General features: G+C 58.9%; 17 protein-coding genes and 1 riboswitch. Of the genes, 7 read left to right on the top strand and 10 right to left on the bottom strand.

The genetic code is table 11. The features are described from left to right. Window positions 1-225: 225 nt before the first annotated feature. On the bottom strand, window positions 226-714 hold the full coding sequence (locus tag I6J19_RS06780) for an SAV_6107 family HEPN domain-containing protein (RefSeq protein ID WP_235191258.1): 489 nt from the start codon (window positions 712-714) through the stop codon (window positions 226-228). Between the two features lie 185 nt (window positions 715-899). On the opposite strand from I6J19_RS06780, the gene I6J19_RS06775 reads away from it, so the two are divergent. Together I6J19_RS06775 and I6J19_RS06770 are read left to right on the top strand one after the other, a co-directional pair. After that, window positions 900-1,511, top strand: a complete 612-nt coding sequence (locus I6J19_RS06775) for a GNAT family N-acetyltransferase (protein WP_038625830.1) — start codon at window positions 900-902, stop codon at window positions 1,509-1,511. After that, window positions 1,492-2,166 carry an LppM family (lipo)protein gene (locus I6J19_RS06770; protein WP_038625832.1) on the top strand — a complete coding sequence of 225 codons (675 nt, stop codon included), beginning with the start codon at window positions 1,492-1,494 and terminating at the stop codon, window positions 2,164-2,166. The genes I6J19_RS06775 and I6J19_RS06770 overlap by 20 nt, the downstream gene beginning before the upstream one ends. 3 nt (window positions 2,167-2,169) lie before the next feature. Here the strand turns inward: I6J19_RS06770 and metF are convergent, their stop codons facing one another. Further along, window positions 2,170-3,156 (bottom strand): methylenetetrahydrofolate reductase [NAD(P)H], encoded by a 987-nt coding sequence (gene metF / locus I6J19_RS06765; protein WP_038625834.1) that lies wholly within the window; start codon window positions 3,154-3,156, stop codon window positions 2,170-2,172. 66 nt (window positions 3,157-3,222) lie between these two features. Between metF and I6J19_RS06760 the strand changes: the two genes are divergently transcribed. From I6J19_RS06760 to I6J19_RS06745, 4 genes are all read left to right on the top strand, one after another. Next, window positions 3,223-4,335 carry a polyprenyl synthetase family protein gene (locus I6J19_RS06760; RefSeq protein WP_038625836.1) on the top strand — a complete coding sequence of 371 codons (1,113 nt, stop codon included), beginning with the start codon at window positions 3,223-3,225 and terminating at the stop codon, window positions 4,333-4,335. Between the two features lie 18 nt (window positions 4,336-4,353). Beyond that, the gene (gene crtI / locus I6J19_RS06755; RefSeq protein WP_052155532.1) at window positions 4,354-6,054 is read left to right on the top strand and encodes a phytoene desaturase family protein; all 1,701 of its coding nucleotides are present in this window, start codon (window positions 4,354-4,356) and stop codon (window positions 6,052-6,054) included. An 86-nt stretch (window positions 6,055-6,140) separates the two neighbouring features. After that, complete coding sequence (locus I6J19_RS06750) at window positions 6,141-7,757, top strand: alpha-(1->6)-mannopyranosyltransferase A (protein WP_038625838.1); 1,617 nt, start codon at window positions 6,141-6,143, stop codon at window positions 7,755-7,757. Window positions 7,758-7,763: 6 nt separating this feature from the next. Further along, a complete protein-coding gene (locus I6J19_RS06745) occupies window positions 7,764-8,744 on the top strand; it encodes a phytoene/squalene synthase family protein (protein ID WP_038625840.1) in 981 nt (326 codons plus the stop codon). Between the two features lie 28 nt (window positions 8,745-8,772). Here I6J19_RS06745 and I6J19_RS06740 read toward each other — a convergent pair whose 3' ends face one another. Next, complete coding sequence (locus tag I6J19_RS06740; protein ID WP_038625842.1) at window positions 8,773-9,147, bottom strand: Rv2175c family DNA-binding protein; 375 nt, start codon at window positions 9,145-9,147, stop codon at window positions 8,773-8,775. A 79-nt stretch (window positions 9,148-9,226) separates the two neighbouring features. Here I6J19_RS06740 and I6J19_RS06735 point away from each other — a divergent pair, with 79 nt between their 5' ends. Beyond that, on the top strand, window positions 9,227-11,599 hold the full coding sequence (locus tag I6J19_RS06735) for a Stk1 family PASTA domain-containing Ser/Thr kinase (RefSeq protein WP_038625844.1): 2,373 nt from the start codon (window positions 9,227-9,229) through the stop codon (window positions 11,597-11,599). 72 nt (window positions 11,600-11,671) lie between these two features. Here the strand turns inward: I6J19_RS06735 and I6J19_RS06730 are convergent, their stop codons facing one another. From I6J19_RS06730 to I6J19_RS06700, 7 genes are all read right to left on the bottom strand, one after another. After that, window positions 11,672-13,057, bottom strand: coding sequence for a class II 3-deoxy-7-phosphoheptulonate synthase (locus I6J19_RS06730; protein ID WP_038625846.1), 1,386 nt, complete (start codon window positions 13,055-13,057; stop codon window positions 11,672-11,674). 68 nt (window positions 13,058-13,125) lie between these two features. Further along, window positions 13,126-13,617, bottom strand: a complete 492-nt coding sequence (locus I6J19_RS06725) for a polyadenylate-specific 3'-exoribonuclease AS (RefSeq protein ID WP_016423018.1) — start codon at window positions 13,615-13,617, stop codon at window positions 13,126-13,128. A gap of 151 nt (window positions 13,618-13,768) precedes the next feature. Further along, on the bottom strand, window positions 13,769-14,560 hold the full coding sequence (locus tag I6J19_RS06720; protein ID WP_038625849.1) for a lysophospholipid acyltransferase family protein: 792 nt from the start codon (window positions 14,558-14,560) through the stop codon (window positions 13,769-13,771). Between the two features lie 101 nt (window positions 14,561-14,661). Continuing rightward, a complete protein-coding gene (locus I6J19_RS06715; protein ID WP_038625851.1) occupies window positions 14,662-15,675 on the bottom strand; it encodes an ROK family glucokinase in 1,014 nt (337 codons plus the stop codon). A gap of 9 nt (window positions 15,676-15,684) precedes the next feature. Continuing rightward, window positions 15,685-16,839: a glycosyltransferase family 4 protein gene (locus I6J19_RS06710; protein ID WP_038625853.1), complete on the bottom strand. Its 1,155-nt coding sequence runs from the start codon at window positions 16,837-16,839 to the stop codon at window positions 15,685-15,687. Window positions 16,840-16,892: 53 nt separating this feature from the next. Beyond that, entirely contained in the window at window positions 16,893-17,963 is a 1,071-nt protein-coding gene (locus tag I6J19_RS06705) for an NlpC/P60 family protein (RefSeq protein WP_236658588.1), read from the bottom strand. A 346-nt stretch (window positions 17,964-18,309) separates the two neighbouring features. Then, entirely contained in the window at window positions 18,310-18,888 is a 579-nt protein-coding gene (locus tag I6J19_RS06700; protein ID WP_016423023.1) for a C40 family peptidase, read from the bottom strand. Window positions 18,889-18,902: 14 nt separating this feature from the next. Continuing rightward, window positions 18,903-19,045, bottom strand: a riboswitch (cyclic di-AMP (ydaO/yuaA leader). Window positions 19,046-19,256 lie beyond the last annotated feature (211 nt).

The following is a 19,256-nucleotide window of genomic DNA, read 5'->3' as shown; positions in this document are numbered from 1 at the left end:
CTCCATCGCCTACTTGAGCATTACCCACCGCGATACTGGCGAGCCTCGACCCCTCAACTAACAGTGCCGATACAACAAAGTTAATCACAGGCCACCTGCTGCTAACGCGGCGTCCGTTAGCTTCATTCTTACCCCTTCAACGGGCGACTCACCTCTATTGTTCCATGAATCCCAACAATCCCCCATTTATTTAGGAAAGCAACGCTCTAACACGCTCCCACCGGCTTACGCAGCCGCGGGCAGAACACCCAGCTCGGCCCGGACAGCCCCCAAGAATGCACAACTTAAATCCCACAACTCCTGTGCCCGCTGCGAGTCAATGCGACGCGAAATACCCAACCGGACTTCCTCACGCAGTGCGGTGAACTGCTCGAATTTGGTGACCCAGCTATCAAATTCGGGCTGCTCTTTCCTTAAACGCAACCAGGCACTCTGTGTTGCCGAACGACGACGCTTAACTGCTGAGCCCGAACGAGAGCCCGAGCCAGAACCCCCAGCCGCCGATGCATCGTCGCGATTCAACAGCGCGCCTGCGCAGCGCAGTGCCGCACAGTAGGAAAGCTCCAGCATCTCATCAGAGCCGGCATTCCGAGCATTCGCTAGCAGAGCCTCTGCCCGCCCCAGCAACTCCAGCGATTGCTTTGAGACACCGACCGGGGCGACCGAACCCGACTGCGAAATCGCCCTAAACTCCACCACGTTCGACCTTGCCACCACCCTGCTTCTCCTTTCACACAGCATTCACATGAGCACAGATTTTCCGCTTCCCCTTAGCGGGATTGACTGCAATTTATCCCCAACCCCGGACTACGCCAGGCATAGTTTCGCACACCTGTTCGACCCGATGTTATTGCAGTAATCTCACAACTAAGTTCGTCTAAGTCGCTAATCTGGTCACTGTGAAATACAGCGTGGTTCCGATGACAGCAGGGGACTTCAATCTCCGCCTGCAAGAAGCAGTGGCTCTCTACATCACCGCGATGCAGTACAACCCCGCAATCTTGCCCGGTCGTCTCCATGAATGGCAGAAGCAAACCACTCAACCCGGCTTCATGGCTGCTGCAGCCATAGCTCACCCCGAAGAGCTCTCCCCTGCCCAGGCTCTCCGCGACCCGCGCTGCAGGTTGGTTGGCATCGGCTACTGCCGCACAGGATTGGACACGCACTGGTGGTATCGCCAGGTAAGAGATGGACTGCTCATGGACGGGCGCTCGCTACCGGACGTCGTCAAGCTCTTGGGAAACTACGCCGAACTGTCTGAGATTCACATACACCCCAGCTTTCAGGGACGGGGACTCGGTAAACGGCTGCTCCGCGAGTTGGTCGATTCCCGCCCAGAGACGCGAGTTCTGTTGTCAACGCCGGAATACCCGAATGAGGCCAATAGGGCATGGCAGCTCTACCGCCAATTTGGTTTCAAGGATGTTTTAAGGAACTTTTATTTCACAGGGGACTCCCGTCCCTTTGCAGTTCTAGGAGTAGATCTTCCCCGTGACATCATCACCGAGTGAACCTTCCACACCACGTCGACGGCTTTCGCCTCTGCGCATTACCACAGCAATGGCAGGGATTGCCGCCATCTTGCCGCTCAGCGGCTGCTTTGACGCGCAGGCTGGCATTACCATTTCCGGCGACGACAGGGTCTCGGGCACAATTCACGTAACGCCCACGGAGGAAGTCCGTTCCCAATTTGAGCAGTGGCAAGTGCCGGAAGATCTCTCCGACCGCATCTCACAGGGAGAAATCGACTCCTCCACAGGAAAGATGGAAGTCTCGTTCAACGAGCTGCACTTCATTGAACTCACCGATACGCTCCGACAGCTTTCCGACGATCGCATAGACATCGACCTAGACCGTACCGGTGGCGGCAAGATTTCGATGAACGGTCACATGGATTTGACTCACCTGCCCGGTGCGAAGGTTGATTTCGTCGTCGCGTTCCCGGAGCAGGTTACTGACTCCAATGGCCGCCAGACCGAACCGAACAAGGTGGAGTGGCAGCTCGCCAGTGGCGAGAACCATAATGTATGGGCTTCGTCGCCGGCTGGATCCACCAAGCGGAATCAATTCCTATTGTTTGCCGGTGTGACCACAGCCGCCGGTGTCCTGGCCTCAGTACTAGGTGTCCTGTGGGCGCGAAGAATCCGCGACATGCAGGACTTTTAGCAATTAAAAACCGCCGCGCAGCATATCCTGGCCGGTGCCCCATGCGGGTGCCATGCCGAGGTTGTGCAAAACCTCCTGGGAGGCGCGGGCGAAGTTCATAGTCATAAAGTGCAGCCCCGGCACGCCTTCGGCGATGAGACGCTCTGCCATGTTGGTCGAAAACTCGATACCAATCTTGCGAATCTCATCCTTATTGGCCTGCTCGTCACCATCTGCTGCCTTAATCAGGCGTTCCTCCAAATCGGATGGCAACTGAGCCCCTGAGAGCTCAACCTGCCTGCGCACTGAGCGCAGCGACGTAATCGGCATCAGCCCCGGAATGATGGGCTTGGCACCGTGCACTGGGTCGGCTTCCACCAGGCGGTCTCGAAGGCGCAAGTAGTGCTCAATATCGAAGAACATCTGAGTAATCGAGTATTCGGCTCCCGCGCGCAGCTTGGCAAGCGTGTACTGCGTGTCATGGTCCAAATCTGGCGAGCGGTAGTGTCCTTCCGGGAACGACGCAATGCCGATTTCAAATTTTTCGAACTCCGGCTCGGCCTTAATCAGCTCAATCAGCTCGCTGGCGTAGTGCAGACCGCCCTCGGTCTCCACCCAAGGACCAAGGGGGTCTCCCGGCGGATCACCACGCAGAACGAGCAGATTCGTCAGCCCCGCGCTGAGGTAAGAACGGAGGATTTCTCGCAGCTCGTCGACGGTGTGCTCTACCAATGTCAGGTGCACAAGCGTTGTAAGCGGCTGCTTCGAAACGCGCTGGGCGATTCGCAGGGTGCGGTCGCGGCTAGAACCACCGGCGCCGTAGGTCACCGATGCAAAGGAGGCGCCAAGATCGTGGAAAGCCTCAGCTGCTCGGAGAAGACGTTCCTCGGCGGCGTCGTCACGCGGGGGCATGAACTCGACCGAGAAGGGAATACTGCCCGCGCTCGGCATTGAAAGCGCCTGGCGGATCGTCACTTGGCGGCCTGGCGACAGTGGCATTGTTGAGGACATAGTCACTCATACTAAGCGGTGTCCTATTCTTGAGTCAGCATTACCCGTCATCGACGAGAGGCTCACATGAGCGAAGAACTGGATTTGGCCGCGCTGCAGCCCCACGAAGTACCAACTGCTGTTACCAAAACGCTGGAGAATTACCTTAAAAGCCGTGGTGACGATGTCGCGTCGGTCGATGCGGGGTACACCGAGGCCATAGATTCGCTCCACTCCTTCGTCCTCAATGGGGGCAAGCGCGTGCGTCCAGCCTTCGCCTGGCAGGGATGGTTGGGAGCAGGCGGCCTCGAAGGCCGTTTCTCCCCAGCCGAGGATTCCCAGGCTGTGATGAAGGCGGTGAGTGCCCTGGAACTCATTCAAGCCTGCGCACTCATTCATGACGACATCATCGATGACGCTGATACGCGCCGTGGCGCACCGACTATCCACAAGGTATTCGAGGCCAAGCACGAGGCCAATAGCTGGAATGGAGCCGCCGACCGCTTCGGTATTTCCGCCGCGATTCTCATTGGCGATGTCGCTTTGACCTGGGCTGATGACATGATGCACTCGTCAGGCCTCAGCTCGGAGGCACTAACCCGCGCACTTGTCCCCTGGCGGGCGATGCGCACTGAAGTACTTGGCGGCCAACTGCTCGATATCACGGCCGAAGCCAGCCGGGACAGTCGCGTCGAGACCGCTGAGAAAATCAATCTGTTCAAGACCGCCGCCTACACGATCGAGCGGCCTCTCCACATTGGTGCCGCGATTGCCGGCGCGCCAGCGGAATTGGTTGAGGCCTACCGCAGCTTCGGCCGCGACATCGGTGTGGCATTCCAGCTCCGCGACGATCAGCTGGGCGTTTTCGGCGATCCCGAAGTCACGGGCAAGCCCGCCGGCGATGACCTCCGCGAGGGCAAGCGAACTGTCCTAGTCGGCCAGGCCTTAAGCCTCTACCGAGATTCCGCACCTGAAAAGGCCCGCTTTATCGATGAACGCCTGGGAACAGTCTCGTCTGCTGCAGAAATCGATGAGCTACGCAATCTCATCGCTGAATCCGGCGCTGCCGATGCCGTCGAACGTGAAATTGACCGCCTGACCAGCCGCGCTTTCACCACTATCGAGAATGCCGACCTGCCTGCAACCTCGCGCGAAAACCTCATTGCTATGGGCCTTCGCGCCACCGCTCGTCAGCATTAGGCCAGGTGTTGCGTAGTCATGCCCGCTGCTTCCCCCACTCGTGCCCCCAGTAATTCCCCGCGCCTGCGACGTGCGGTCACTCGTCCTCATAAGGGCACCAAACCACGACTGACGATTATCGGCGCAGGTCTGTCTGGACTTACCGCCGCGCTCTACGCCATCGCCGATGGCTACGATGTCACCGTTGTCGAGCGGGAAAGTTTCGTCGGCGGACGCTGCGCCAGTGAACCCGTCACCGTCGACATCGACGAGCAATCGCTCACCGCAGTCTTCGACACTGGCGCAACTGTATGGACCATGCCCTCGCTTGTCGACGATGCCCTCGCCGCCGTCGGCCTCTACGCGCGCGATATCGACCCGGGTTTTTCGGCCTCCCCAATCACGCCCACCTACCGTGCGGAATTTGCCACCCGCGGCGGGCTCGACGTGTTTTCCAACGAAGACATGATGGCCGATGAGCTCGCCCGCTTCGGCGCCTCTGACTCCACCGTCACCGGCTACCGCAAACTCCGCACGTGGCTGCAAAGTCTCTTCAATGCCTGCTTCGACAACTTCATGTCCCGCAGCTTTGACCGCGTTACGGACCTATTCACCGGGCCCGGCGCGCTTCGCGACCTCACTACGCTCCTCCGACTCGGTGCCTTCGGCGCCCTCGAACCTAAGATTCGTGCCTTCCTCGGAGATAATGATCTCGCTCGCGTTTTCAGCTTCCAGGCGCTTTACGCAGGTGTACCTCCTGCTAAGGCCCGTGCGGTCTACGGCTGCATTTCCCACATGGATACCTCGATGGGGGTTTACTATCCACACTCCCCCGCATTCGGGTCGGGTATAGGCGCCGTCAGCGAACTGCTCGCCGAGGCCGTCCGCCGAGCTGGCGGAACCATCGACTTCGGCGTTGAAGTCACTGGACTGAAAGTCGACGAGGCAGGCTTTGTCTCCGCCATCACCACATCAACTGGCGAGCGTCCCGCCGATGCCGTCATCGCTACTACCGATTTACCTGTGGTGCAGAGCTGGCTTCACGACGCGACTACCTCTGCCGCCAGTAGCTCATCGAAGCGGCGAGGCCTTCGGAGCGTCGTAAAGCGGACAGGAGCGCGGCGGCTGTTCCCGGTTCGATTTTCCCCATCGGCGGTGGTGGCGCACGGACTGATTCCGGTTTCGGAGACGACGACGTGGCCGAAACGGCATCACCTGATTTCCTTTGGCGAAAAGTGGAACGAGACCTTTGAAGAAATCTCGTCACCGCGTCATGGAAAGCTAATGTCGGACCCGTCATTGCTGGTCACCCGGCCTGCGGTGAGCGCGCCGGAGCGTATCGTCACAGATGCGAACGGCGTGCAGTGGGAGCCCGTCAGCGTGCTCGCGCCGTGCCCCAACTTGCAGTCGGCCAATCTGATTTGGTCGCGAATCGGTGGGAACTACGTCGCGAACATAACCGCTGAGCTGGAGCGGCGCGGACTGACCGGGATCTCTACGAAGTGGCGAGTCGGTCGGATCGATACCCCTCAACAGTGGCAAGAACGTGACATGGGCGTTGGCTCGCCGTTTGGGCTGGCGCATCTGTTCCGACAGACGGGGCCATTCCGCCCCCGCAACTTCTCTCCGAAGATGCCAAAGAATCTGACGCTGGCAGGATCGACGACGGTACCGGGAGTTGGCGTGCCGACGGTCATGATTTCTGGACGACTTGCGGCACAGCGGTTTGAAACGCCTTAGCTCCTGAATGTCTCCCGGATGTCTGCCGGTGGTCACTGACCAACTAGGATTAATGCATCAGCAATGTATCGATTGTTTAGGTTGACATGAATTTATCGCGGAGTGCTCAGCTGGGTGTCTACGGTGGCATCCTCATTGCTCTGGGCTCCTACGGTTCCGGTGCGAACCGCTACCGTGGCGGCCTTGTCCACGCTCTGGGACTTGACTGGATTACCTACGGTCACGGTCAGATTTTCTGTGAGATTGTGATTTGGGTAGGTATCGCCCTGCTGCTTATCTCGTGGCTGCGCATCGGGCGGGAACTGCTGTTCTCGAAGGGGACTATCCGGGACATTGTGGCTGGTTCTGCCCCTTCTGGAGCCACAGCAGATGCTATGGCGATAGCGAGCACTGGCGGCGATGAGTCCACGTTGCGCCGGTTTAATTCAATCCTGTTGGCCTGGGCAATCCCCCTCGCGCTGGCCGCACCGCTGTTCTCTCGCGATGTCTATTCGTATCTCATGCAGGGCGCGATGGTCCGCGATGGGTTTGATCCCTACACCGAGGGAGCTGCAGCCAATCCAGGGCCAATGCTGCTGGAGGTATCCGCAGACTGGCGGAACACCACCACCCCATATGGCCCGCTGCATCTGGGAATTGGCGAGGTCATCACGCGGATTGTCGGCGACAACATCACCGTCGGTGTGATTCTATACCGCATGGTGTGCCTGCTGGGCTTCGCCGCCATTGTCTGGTCGATCCCGCGAATCGCCCGGGAGCTTGGAGCAAATCCGGCTTTCGCACAGTGGCTCGGAGTGCTCAATCCACTGGTGCTACTGCATCTGATTGCGGGTATGCACAACGAAGCACTGATGGTCGGCTTGGTCAGCTTGGCGCTCGTCGCCGCACTGTGCATGGAGCGGTTGCCGGGTGGTCTGATCGCTGCTGTCCTCATCGGAATCGGCGTCGCTCTGAAAGCCACCGCTGTCTTGGCGCTGCCCTTCGTCGTGTGGATCGTGCTGACTAGGAGCGAGCCCATCACCACGCTTCATAAGATGCTGCGGAAGATTCCGGCGATTGCCGGTGTTGGCATCGTGTTGGTCGCAGTCTGCGTCGGCACGCTTGCGGTGGTGACCTGGCTGACCGGTTCAAGCTGGGGCTGGATCTCCGAAATCAGTGGCAATACCAAGGTGATTAACCCACTGGCAGCACCGTCAGCGGTCGCTGGTGTGACCTCCGGCGTCATGGCGTGGTTCAACGACGACATCGGTTTCAACATCATCGTCAGCCACACACGCGTGGTCTCCTCTGTCATCATGCTGGTGGGGCTCGTGATTTCCTGGTTCTACTTCCGATCCACCCCTCGTAACAATGTCGCTGGCATGATTGCCGCCTATGTGGTGGCCTGCGTCTTTAATGCCGTGGCACTGCCCTGGTACTACGCCAGCTTGTTGACTCCCATGGGAACAATTCGCCCGCCACGATGGGTGATTCAAGGCACCGTGTTGTTCACATTCATCCTGTCACTGTCGTTCGCCGGCGGCGGCAATCACCGCTTCTACGACGTGCCCTGGATGGTTATCATCACCGTTCTCGGCTGGTTGGCCGTCAGCTGGCTGACCACTGGAAAATTCAGCTGGAAGTACCCGTGGCGCGACGATAAAACCGCCGCAGACACGGATTCCACGGCGGCGCCCCTGCCGCGGTCGACCGAGGTCACATAGTTGTCCATGCCCACCCCACAGCCTCTCTCAACCATCGCGCTGCCACAGTCCTACGAGCTCTGCCGCGATATTATGGCCTCCCACGGCCGCACGTATTCCCTGGCCACGAGGCTTTTGACACCCCGCCAACAGCGTGCGGTGTGGTCTCTCTACGCCTGGGCGCGCATTGTCGATGACTACGTCGACTGCCCCGCCGATGCCGACCGCTCGCCCACGCACATCGAAGCCACGGTCACACGCTTGAGCGAGCTTTTCCACTCAGCTGTCGTCATCGGTTCGCTTGACGACGTCCACCGCGACCGCGACCGTGCCGTCATCTCGGCGGCCGCACAGACTTTTCGCGACTACGACATCGATCCACAGCTCTCTGCGGACTTTGTTCACTCCATGCTGATGGACGTGCCCGACACATCCTGCCATATTGCACATTTTGAAACATGGGAGCAGCTCGACTCGTATATGTGGGGCTCCGCAGCAGTCATCGGCCTTGAGATGATGCCCATCCTAGGCACCCGCACAGGGGTCTCCTGTGAGGAAGCCACCCCCTACGCAGAGTGCCTGGGAAAAGCCTTTCAGGTGACAAATTTCCTCCGCGACATCGCCGAGGATTTTCGCCGTGACCGTATTTACCTACCGCTGAATGAGTGGGAGGCCTTCGGAGTGGGTACCGAGGAAATCGGCTACTGCGCCGCCACGGGACAGACGACCCCGGCGGTACGTCAGGCATTGGCCTACTTCATCGCTCGCAACCGCGCGCTCTATGCCGAAGCCAGCAGCGGCGTGGACATGTTGGGGGTGCCAGGGCGTCAGGCTATCCGTGCCGCGGAGATTCTCTACTCTGATATTCTCGGCGAAATTGAGCGCATGAACTACAACGTCTTTGCGCAACGCGCTCACGTAGGACGCGCTCGAAAAGCAAAAATCGCCCTCCCACTGCTTTTCACAGCAGTGGCCGGGCGATTACGACAGGAGCTATCGGGGACGTAGGACGCGGGCGTGGGACGCCGTCCGGGTTTTACAACGCCATAGCCTGTGCGCGGCGCATCACTTCGCGAGCGAGGTGACCGTGCAGGGCATCCACCGGACGCCCAGGCAGAGAATCATCTTCGGAAAACAGCCACTCCAGCGCTTCCTCTCGCGAGTAGCCTCCGTCGGCAAGCAAAGCGAGTGCGCCGGGAACAAAACGAGCGACTTCGTCGCCCTCGAAGAAGCGAGCGGGAATTTGTGGGATGCCATCGCGGTTGACTGCAATAAGGCGCCCCTCCTGCAGCAATGCGTGAATACGGGTGACAGCGACACCAATGAGGTCGGCGGCATCGGGCAGCGCAAGAGTGGGTTCGTCGGTGCTGAGGACATCGTGGCAAGTTGGAATCTTTCTCACACTGGTCACTTTAGCGCGTTGGCTTCGCGGTAGGTACGTCCCCATATACTTGTTGGAAGCAACTGATTGGAATAGGGAAGGCTGGTTTATGTCGCAGCTTGTCGAGGGGCAGATTCTCGATGGTCGCTACCGTATTGGAGCCACCATCGCACACGGTGGGATGAGCACCGTGTACTGCGCCACCGATTTGCGGCTCGATCGCAGGGTGGCCGCAAAGGTCATGGATCCGCGTTTTGTCGACGACGAATCTTTCCGCATCCGCTTCGAACGTGAGGCCCGCGCGGTCGCGCACCTCAATGACGAGTCGCTCGTCAACGTCTACGACCAGGGCACGGATCCGGCGGGACATGTGTTCCTCATTATGGAATTCGTCGACGGGGGGACCCTCCGCGAGCTGCTCCGTCAGCGCGGTCCGATGCCTCCGCATGCAGCTGCCGTCGTGATGCGCTCGGTTCTGCGCGCTCTATCGGTGGCGCATTCTCGCGGCATGGTGCACCGAGATATCAAGCCGGAAAATGTGCTGATTGCTTCGGACGGGCGGGTGAAGCTGGCGGATTTCGGTCTAGTGCGCGCGGCCGCTGATGCCAAGGTGACCTCTAACTCGGTCATCGTCGGCACCGTCGCTTATCTGGCTCCGGAGCAGGTCACGGGTGAATCCATCTCCCCTGCCTCCGATGTGTATGCGGCGGGTATTTTGCTCTTTGAGCTACTTACCGGCACCACTCCATTCATCGCCGATTCCTCACTGGGCGTTGCCATGAAGCGATTGAACGAAGATGTCCCGCCACCTTCGGAGCTCATCGACGGCGTTCCCGAGGAGTTCGACGAGTTGGTCGCCCACGCTTGTTCCCGCAGGCCGGAGGATCGGTTTGAGACGGCCGAGGAATTCGGTGACGCCCTCGAAGACATTGCGGACAAGCTCGCGCTGCCCCCATTCCGCGTGCCGTCGCCCGTAAATTCAGCAGCCGCCAACGCTGCCGCCATGGAGGGGCTCACAGAGGACTTCCACCGACCGCGCAACGACCATTTCGATGACCGACACGGCACCGCAGAGACGGCACCCGAGCGCTTCGGTCACGACGGCTATGGCTTCTCGACGGACGTACCCGGTAACCCCGTTTCTTCCCGACCACCGGGACCACCGAATATTTTCGATGATTTCGACGACCCGAATGCGGGGCGGACACGCACTTTCAATCGCCATGACGGGTACAACCCCACTGGCTGGGAATCCCCGGAGCCGTCTGGTGGAGCTCTCGTACCAGCCGACGTCCCGGGTGCTCCGGAATATCCGCTGCCGCCGGACACTCAGGGCGCACAGCACCCGCAGCATCCGCAGCCGCGATCTGCTCAGACTCAGACGCCGAAGAGCCGTCGAGCTACCCGACAGCGGACGCGCCGTGGATGTGCATTGTGGCTGATTATCGCCCTGGTTGCCACGTTGGGCATGGGGCTTGGCGCATGGTGGCTGGGCTCTGGCCGTTACGGCGAAGTGCCTTCTATCGCTGGGCTGTCACAACCACAGGCGATGACCGCAATCAGTGAGGCGGGCTTTGAACCGGTGGTTGATGAGCGCTACGACAACGATGTCGCAGTGTCCCAGATTATTGGCTCGGACCCTCTGGCTGGAGCGCGGGTTGTCCGCGGTGATGATGTTCGCGTACTGGTCAGCCTTGGCCGCCCGACTGTGCCCGCATATCCCGCGAACCACTCAAAGGAAGTGTTCAGCGCTGCCCTAGCTAAGCGGACGTTGAAAGAAGAGGTCGGAGACCCCGTCTTTTCCGATGATGTCTCCACGGGCGGCTTGGTCTTTGCGGTTCCTGCTCCAGGACAGACCGTCGAAGTTGGCTCAGTTGTGACTGTGCATTACTCCCAGGGTCCAGCACCGGTGAAGGTGCCAAAGATCGTGGGGCTTCAAGAGGATGAAGCTCGTGAGCTGTTGAGCAAGGCCGGGCTGGAAGTCCGGGAGGTATCGGCGGAGTTTTCCTCCTCTGCTGAGCCGGAAGAGGTTCTTTCCGTGTCTCCTGAGGAAGGCACTGGCCTCGAACGCGGTAGTTCTGTGACGTTGACCATTAACAACGGCATCGAAGTGCCCAATGTAGTGGGCAAGTCGGAGGATACTGCTCGTCAAATTCTGCAGCGCGAGGGCATTGAGGTAAGCGAAGTAAAGGACGCGTCCTCCTCCTCGCGCGACTACGGCCGTGTTGACGCAGTCTCACCAAGTGCAGGTCGTCTGGTTAACCCCAATGATGCGACTGTCACGCTGACCGTGTCCAGAGCAGTGAAGGTTCCGCAGCTGCTGGGTAAAACTGTTGCGCAGGCACGTCGTGAAGCGGAGAAACAGCATCTTCAGCTCGACATCGACGGCTCTGCGAACGATGACGATCGCATCGTATTGCAGTCACCCCGACCGGGCGCTAAGGCCACGGCGGGTGACAGCATTTCGGTCAGCACTCTGTAAAAAAGTGCGGCGCTCTACTGAGTGCGGTGCTGCACTAGCTGGGCTAGTTGTACCTAGCTGAGCTGGTTGCAACTAGTTGCGCAGCATCTCGGCAACCAGGAAGGCCAGCTCCAGCGACTGCTGAGTGTTCAAACGCGGGTCACAGGCGGATGCGTAACGGCCTGACAGATCGACATCGGAAATGTCCTGCGCGCCACCGAGGCACTCAGTGACATCTTCGCCGGTCAGCTCCACGTGGATACCACCCGGGTGCGAGCCGATCGAGCGGTGCACCTCGAAGAAGCCCTGAACCTCGTCGACAATGCGGTCGAAGTGGCGGGTCTTGTAACCATTGGAGGCCGAGTAAGTGTTGCCGTGCATCGGATCGCACTGCCAAATGACCTTGTGACCAGAAGCTTCCACAGCCTCAACGATGGGAGGCAGCACGGAGCGAACCTTGTCATTGCCCAGACGCGAAGTCAGGGTCAGGCGACCAGGCTGGAAGAACGGGTCGAGCTTGTCGGCGTAAGCGACAGCCTCCTCCGGCGTGGTGGTCGGGCCAATCTTCACACCGACGGGGTTGCCAATCATGGCAGCCAGGTTGATGTGGAAGTCCTCAATACCACGGGTGCGCTCACCAATCCACAGCTGATGCGCGGAGAGGTTGAACAGCTCCTGATTGCCATCGTTTTCAGACAGGCGCAGCATAGCGCGCTCGTAGTCAACAACCAGTGCCTCATGCGAGCAGTAAATTTGCGCGGTCTGCAGGTTCGAGTCCGCAACACCACAGGCAGCCATGAACCGCAGTGCGTGATCAATCTCGCGTGCCAGGTCCTCGTAGCGGGCACCAGCCGGCGAGTTGCTGACGAACTCACGGTTCCACTCGTGCAGACGATGCAGGTCAGCGGTGCCCGAACCTGTCAGTGCACGTACCAGGTTCATCGCCGCAGAGGCATTGGCGTAAGCACGCACCATTCGAGCTGGGTCGTGAACTCGAGCTTCTTCAGTCGGCTCAACGCCGTTGACCATGTCGCCGCGGTAGCTAAGCAAGCCGTCGCCGTCGATGTCCTTCGAGCGCGGCTTAGCGTACTGACCAGCGATACGAGCCATCTTTACAACCGGGGTGGATGCGCCGTAGGTCAGCACAACGGCCATCTGCAGCAAGGTCTTCACATTGGCGCGAATGTGCGGCTCAGTATTGGACTCAAAGGTCTCCGCACAATCACCGCCCTGCAGCAGGAAGGCCTTACCATTAGCGACGTCGGCAAGCTCCTGACGAAGCTTACGAACCTCAGGCGCGACCACAATTGGCGGCACCGATTCGAGAATGCGACGCACGTTAGCAGCGGCGCGGGCATCCCAGCTTGGCTGCTGTAGGGCTTGGCGGGATACGACATCAGCAAAGCGCTCAGCCATGTCGCCGGGAAGCGGTGGCAGATCGGGCAGGTCATCTACAGGGAGATCAATAGTCCAACTCACAGAAGTTCATTGTAGTGCCCCTGCCAGAAGGGTGTTAGTCAGGTCACCAAATATTCGCATTCCGCTGCTTAATCAAGCGGCAACTTCTGGGCAATCTTTTGAAACTTCAGCAGATTGTGCTGGGCATCTGCCAGCGCATCGTGCTTACCTGCAGTCTGTTTTGGTAACCGTGGCTTGCCCGCCATCTCCCAGTACTGCTTGAGTTCACGGGTATAGCGCGGCATGAACTGCGGCAGCTTGGTCATATCGCCCCAAAGCTGCACCAACGCAATATGGTCGTAGGCGCCTACCCAGGCCCACAGCTCTGGACTGCCCGTACCGGGTTCGGTGAAAAATGCCAGCAGTTCCTCGCGGATCGTGTCCCGGTTCTTCCACAGCGGAGATGAGGGATTGGGCAGCTGATTGAGCACATTGGCCCGCACCCACGGCCCAGCCTTGCTCTCGTTGAACTCGGTAGACACCGCGTAGTACTCGCGGCCGTCCTCAGCTACGACACCGATGGAGACAAGATCAATAGTCTTGCCGTCTTCAATAAACTCGGTGTCATAAAAATAACGCACGGTGTGGAATCCTCTCCAGCCTCGGCCTCGCGTCGGCTACCTCGCGACCAAAAGACCGCGGAGCCCTACCGAGCAAATCTTCCCCATGCACCGAATCGCCTTAGGAAGTGTGCAGCCCCACTGTCGCGAAAACTATCTGCGCCTTATTATTCTAGCGAGCGCGTCGGAACCAGCGACGAGGGGTCGGCTTCGGCCCCGGAGCCGGAAAAGTCAGCTCTCCCCCCGGCTCGGTTCCCGCTGGATAGCCGTTGCCGGCCTCCAAGGACTTCTTCACATCAGTCGCATAGGCATCGACATATTCCTGACCCGAAAGCTTCTGAATTTCCTTAATCAGGTCATCCGTCAGTGCCCTGGCCGCTTCATACTCATCGCTGTACTTGGCTTTGTACTCCGACGGATCAATCGGATCGCCGATAATCGTGCCCACCTTCACCGGACGAGGAATCCACGAGCCAATCGGGTTGGCCTTCTCCGTATCAATCATCGCCATTGGGAACACCGGCACACCGGCCTCCAGTGCTACACGTGCCGCACCGGTTTTCCCGCGGTACAGTCGACCATCCGGACTACGAGTGCCCTCCAAAGAAATGCCCAGCAGATCACCGCGTGACAGCACCTTCAAGCCTGCATTCAGCGCATCGCGGGCTGCATCACCAGAGGTACGGTCAATCGGCACCTGCCCCACCGAGGAGAAGAAGAACTTCTGAATACCGCCGACAAAGCCCGGCGTGGTGAAGTACTCTGCCTTCGCCAGGAACGTCAGCTGACGGCGGCAGACCAGTGGGAAGAAAAAGTGATCCATCACAGCAAGGTGGTTCGACGCCATCAGCGCTGGACCTTCCTGAGGAATCTTCTCACCACCGATGTAATACGGGCGATTATAGATCCGCAGCCAAGGGCCAATGAGGATGTACTTAAAGAACTTGTACCAGCGATTATTCACAGTTTAAAACTATACAGGTTCACGTGGCCCGGCGATCCATCTCCGCAGCCATTCCCCACCTTTTCGCGGGCGAATTCCCCTACAATCCCCCAATTGACGCTTTACGACGATGCCGCACCCTCGGCAGCCACGACGCTGCGCGCAATATCCGCTGCACCAATCAACCCGGCATCGGCACCCAGTTCAGCGACCCGCACATCCGCTACCGGACGATAGCCAGCACCGGTGAGATTGCGGGCAAACTCGGCCTTGGCCTTGTCCAGGTATAAATCAGACGCCGAGGCAACACCGCCACCGATGACAATCAATTCCGGATCAAAGACATCGCCCACCATCGACAAACCACGCCCGAGCCAGGTAGCAAAGTCATCAATCGCAGCCAGAGCCAATTCATCCCCCTGCCTAGCAGCCGAGACGACATCGGTACCAGTTACCGAGCCGGCCACGAGCCCGTCGGTAAGCCGCGAGAAGTAGCGGCCGGATTCAGAGAGCTCCTGAGCTGTGGTAACCAGCGCCGTACCCGAGCAGTAACGCTCCAAGCAACCACGCTTTCCGCAGGAGCAGGGACGACCCTCCGGCACAACGGTGAGGTGGCCGAATTCCGGCGCCGTGCCGTACGCGCCCCGGTAAATCTCACCACCCCGCATCATCGCGCCACCGATTCCCGTACCCAGCGCAAACAGCACCCAATTATCCGCACCGCGAGCCGCACCAAAGCGATACTCGCCCCAGGCGGCCGAGTTGGCATCGTGCTCAAGCTGCAGAGGGCACGGGAGAAGCAAGGATAAACGCTTGACGACATTCGCATCGCGCCACGGCAGATGCGGGGCGAACCGAACCGTCTGGCGGTCAGAATCCAAAAAACCAGCTACAGCTAAACCGATGGCGCTGACATCTGGAAAACGTTCAACCAAGCGCTCGGATGTCTGAACAATGCCACGTTCAATGGCATCCACACTGCCGTCAGAACTAGTCTGAACTCGATACAACACCTGCCCATCAGCGCTGATAACTGCAGCGCGCAGGTTTGTTCCACCAATATCAAAACCGATAGCCGGGCAATCAGCGGCGGCGGACTCGTCTGAGCTCGGATGAATCGGAATATCGGTGGACATAACAGTTGATTATAAAGGGATTGCGCAGGTTCGGAGAATTCGGCGAGCCCGAGCAGCCATGACCTCCCAGGTCCACGACTGCACAACATGCTCCCGACCACAGGCTCCCATCGCCGCCGCGCGCTCCGGATCATCCAAAATTTCAACCAGTCCGGTGGCGACGCTGCGCTGCGAGACCCCGTCGACAACGATGCCAGTTTCACCATCGATAACTGTCTCCGGGGCGCCACCAGACTTGCCAGCTATGACAGGGACACCGCAGGCCTGTGCTTCCAAGTAGACAATGCCGAGGCCTTCTACATCGAGGCCACGGCCTCGGGTTCGGGCGGGCATGGCGAAAACGCTGGCTGCATTGTAATAGGCGGGGAGATCATCATAGGAGACCTTGCCGACAAAAATGACCTGCTCGGAGACCCCAAGCTTTGCTGCCAGCTTTTCCAACTCTCGATTCAACGGACCGACGCCCACAATCAGCAATCTGGCACCTGGGTGCTGCTCAAGAACCTTAGGCATGCTGCGAATCAGCATATCTTGCCCTTTGCGGCGCACTAGCCGAGAAATACAGACGATAAGCGGCTGGGACTCACCAATTCCGTGGTGCTGCCGGATCTTCTGTCCCGCCTCGGGGTCCGGGGAAAACCTCTCGATATCGACACCAGAAGGCAGGTGTTCAAACGCTGTTTGCGGGCCAAAGGCTGTCGCAAAACGACCACGGGTGTAGCGGGAAATATAGGTCACAACATCGGAGTTCTTACCAATTCGCCCCAGCATCTGGCGAGCCAATGGCAGCATCGACCAGCCCACTTCATGTCCGTGAGTGGTAGCAACGATGCGGGTAGCACCTGCGCGACGACATGCGTCGGCAAGCAAACCAAGTGGCGCGGCGGCACCAAACCAGACGGTGTCAATGCGTTCGGCGCGAATGATCTGAGCGGCGCGACGAGCTACGTGCGGCAGTGGCAGCAGCACGGAATCACGCATGCGGTAAACACGGTACGGTAGCGACTCGTCGTAGGCGCGGAGCTTTTCTTTGGAAGCTCGCGAGGATGCGAGGACTACGAGGTTCTCTGGATCCAAACGAGCACAGAAATCGCGCAGGTAGGACTCGATTCCACCATCGCGAGGCGGGAAGTCATTCGTAATGAGCAGTACGCGCGCAGACATGGAGTCGAGTTTATCTACCTTGACTAAAAAGACGCGAAGTCACCTGCCGCTAGTTAGAAGCGGACAGCGCCTTGGTACGGGCCGCCCTGGTCGATGGAAACGACCTGGACCGGAATGCCGTAGTCGGAAGCATGGACAATCTGACCATTGCCGATGTACATGCCTACGTGGGTAATGCCCGGGTAGTAACCGATGATGTCACCTGGCTGCAGCTGGTCACGGCTTACCGGGGTGCCACCGGCGAGCTGTGCCTGCGAAGTACGCGGAATGGACTTACCAATCTGCTGGTACGCCCAGTACATCAGACCGGAACAGTCGAATGCGGAGGGACCAGCAGCTCCCCACGAGTACGGGGAACCCAGCTTCGACATCGCGGCATCAACTGCGGCGGAAGATCCGAGCAGTTTATCCAGCCCTTCGGTAATTGGGTTGTTCTTGGAAATCCAGATTTCCCGCTGTTCGGGGCTCAGCGCATCAACCATGGACTTGACATGCTCGGCGCGCTCATCAAATTCAGCGCTGCGCTTGTCCAAATCATCGCGACGCTTAGCCAGACCATCGAGCTGCTTGCGGATATCTCCCTGCAGACGCAGCGCATTGACCTTACCCTCCTCGGCATCCTTACGGGCTTGCACCGCACGGCTGACGACTTCATCGTTGTCGCGGAACATCTTATTGATGTAACCGGTACGGTCGATAGCGTCCTGAGCACTGGCAGATCCCAGTGCGGCCGACAACGGGTCGACGATTTCACCACGCATCCGCTTCTTCGCGAAGTAGGAAATCTCGCCAGAGAGCGCCTTGAGGTCATCCTGTGCTCGGAGAACCTGATCCTCAGAGCGCTTCAGCTCCCCCTCGGCGTGCCGGAGTTCCTCTTCCTTGGCCTGAACCTGAGAATCCAGCTCGGTAACTTCCTCCGAAATCGCTTCGGTATCCCGAGAAATCTTCTCCAGCTCTGCAATAATGCCGTCTGCAGTAGCCAGATCCGGGGCTGGCTGTTCATCCTGCGCAGACGCAATCGGCGCCAAACCTACGGAGCCAAAGGTTAGCCCAGCCACGACCGTCAGCCCGACTACACCGCGACGAGAGTTGTGGCGACGGCGAGAGGCACGGTGACGCGACAAATCCAAACCCTTTTCAAATTGTGTATTCAAATTTCTTCCCCGAAAAACAAAACATCAAACCACTTGACGCATTCGAGCAAATTGTAGCAGTCTTGCCGCGGAACAACACACCGACAAACCGCCAGCACAAAGGGGTATCCAAAGGGAGTAATCAGGATAGCCCTTCGACTCCACGCATTGCGTAACCACAGGGCAAAAACAAAAATGAGGCGAGCGCCCCCCATAGTGCTTTACGACGCACATAGCGTCAGCACCCGGGCGCTCGCCTCAGTGCCCCCCTCATTAAAAAAGAGCCAAGGCTCTGCTGGGCATCTAAGCCCCGCAGTTTGTCATCCGTTCAAACAGATTAGAAGCGGACGAAGTTGTGAACCGGCATGTAGTTCATCGGAGCTTCCTTGACGACATCGCCGGACTGCGGAGCGTGAATCACATTGCCGTTACCGGAGAAGATGCCGACGTGGGTAGCGCCAGAGTAGAAGGAAACGATGTCACCCAGTGCCGGGCTGGAGACCGCGGTGCCCTGGGAAGCCTGCGCCTGGGAGGTGCGCGGGATCGACTTACCGACCTGCTGGTATGCCCAGGAGGTCAGACCGGAGCAGTCGAAAGAGTTCGGACCGGTGGCACCCCACACGTACGGGGAACCGATCTTGGAACGTGCGGCGGAGACGATAGCCGAACCAGTGGACGGTGCTGCAACGTTTGCAACGCTGCCGGAGGTAACCTCACCTGCGACATCATTGAACTTGCCAACAACATCCTGCAGACCTGCAACCTGCGGGGTATCGAAGCCGTTCAGTGCGCCCTGGATGTCGTTCAGCGGGTTAGCGTTAGCGGTCGGAACTGCGAGAGCGGTAACGCCGGCGACGGTTGCGCCAAATGCGACTGCGTTGCGTGCAAAGTTAGAACGGCGGTGGTGCTTGCCCATTGTTTTGAAACTCCAAAATCTTCCTGTTTAGCCGACCGGGTTAGCTGACGGGTTCGGAAGAATGGAAGACTTCCTACCCTCCGGGATTTCCCTTTGGGATTCACCCCATGGTTCGAGGTGGGTCCCCGGCTCGAATCCCCTGAGGTTCTCACTACCTAGCCCCTCAGGACCTTCGATAAGGCTCTGTGTTTTCTTATCAATGACCGGCACCAACTCAGTGGCCCCGTTTCAATGTCTCGATAAGGTTACGAAATGGCATCAAGTTTTGTCTAGCCACTTGCCAAGAAAACCGCTCAAGGCCCGGTTGTTACCATCGATAGAACTAAACCGTTACCAAGCTGTTACAACTAGACACTCCCCCTATTGCG

The sequence above is a fragment of the Corynebacterium amycolatum genome (assembly GCF_016889425.1).
In the GTDB taxonomy this organism is placed as follows: Bacteria; Actinomycetota; Actinomycetes; order Mycobacteriales; family Mycobacteriaceae; genus Corynebacterium; species Corynebacterium amycolatum.
This window is presented reverse-complemented; position numbering and strand designations above follow the sequence as displayed.

What these genes read in the sequence shown, in the direction of transcription:
- metF (WP_038625834.1), bottom strand. Translation starts at nt 3,156, where the DNA reads ATGTCCTCAACAATGCCACTGTCGCCAGGCCGCCAAGTGACGATCCGC.
- I6J19_RS06760 (WP_038625836.1), top strand. Translation starts at nt 3,223, where the DNA reads ATGAGCGAAGAACTGGATTTGGCCGCGCTGCAGCCCCACGAAGTACCA.
- crtI (WP_052155532.1), top strand. Translation starts at nt 4,354, where the DNA reads ATGCCCGCTGCTTCCCCCACTCGTGCCCCCAGTAATTCCCCGCGCCTG.
- I6J19_RS06750 (WP_038625838.1), top strand. Translation starts at nt 6,141, where the DNA reads ATGAATTTATCGCGGAGTGCTCAGCTGGGTGTCTACGGTGGCATCCTC.
- I6J19_RS06745 (WP_038625840.1), top strand. Translation starts at nt 7,764, where the DNA reads ATGCCCACCCCACAGCCTCTCTCAACCATCGCGCTGCCACAGTCCTAC.
- I6J19_RS06735 (WP_038625844.1), top strand. Translation starts at nt 9,227, where the DNA reads ATGTCGCAGCTTGTCGAGGGGCAGATTCTCGATGGTCGCTACCGTATT.
- I6J19_RS06715 (WP_038625851.1), bottom strand. Translation starts at nt 15,675, where the DNA reads ATGTCCACCGATATTCCGATTCATCCGAGCTCAGACGAGTCCGCCGCC.
- I6J19_RS06710 (WP_038625853.1), bottom strand. Translation starts at nt 16,839, where the DNA reads ATGTCTGCGCGCGTACTGCTCATTACGAATGACTTCCCGCCTCGCGAT.
- I6J19_RS06700 (WP_016423023.1), bottom strand. Translation starts at nt 18,888, where the DNA reads ATGGGCAAGCACCACCGCCGTTCTAACTTTGCACGCAACGCAGTCGCA.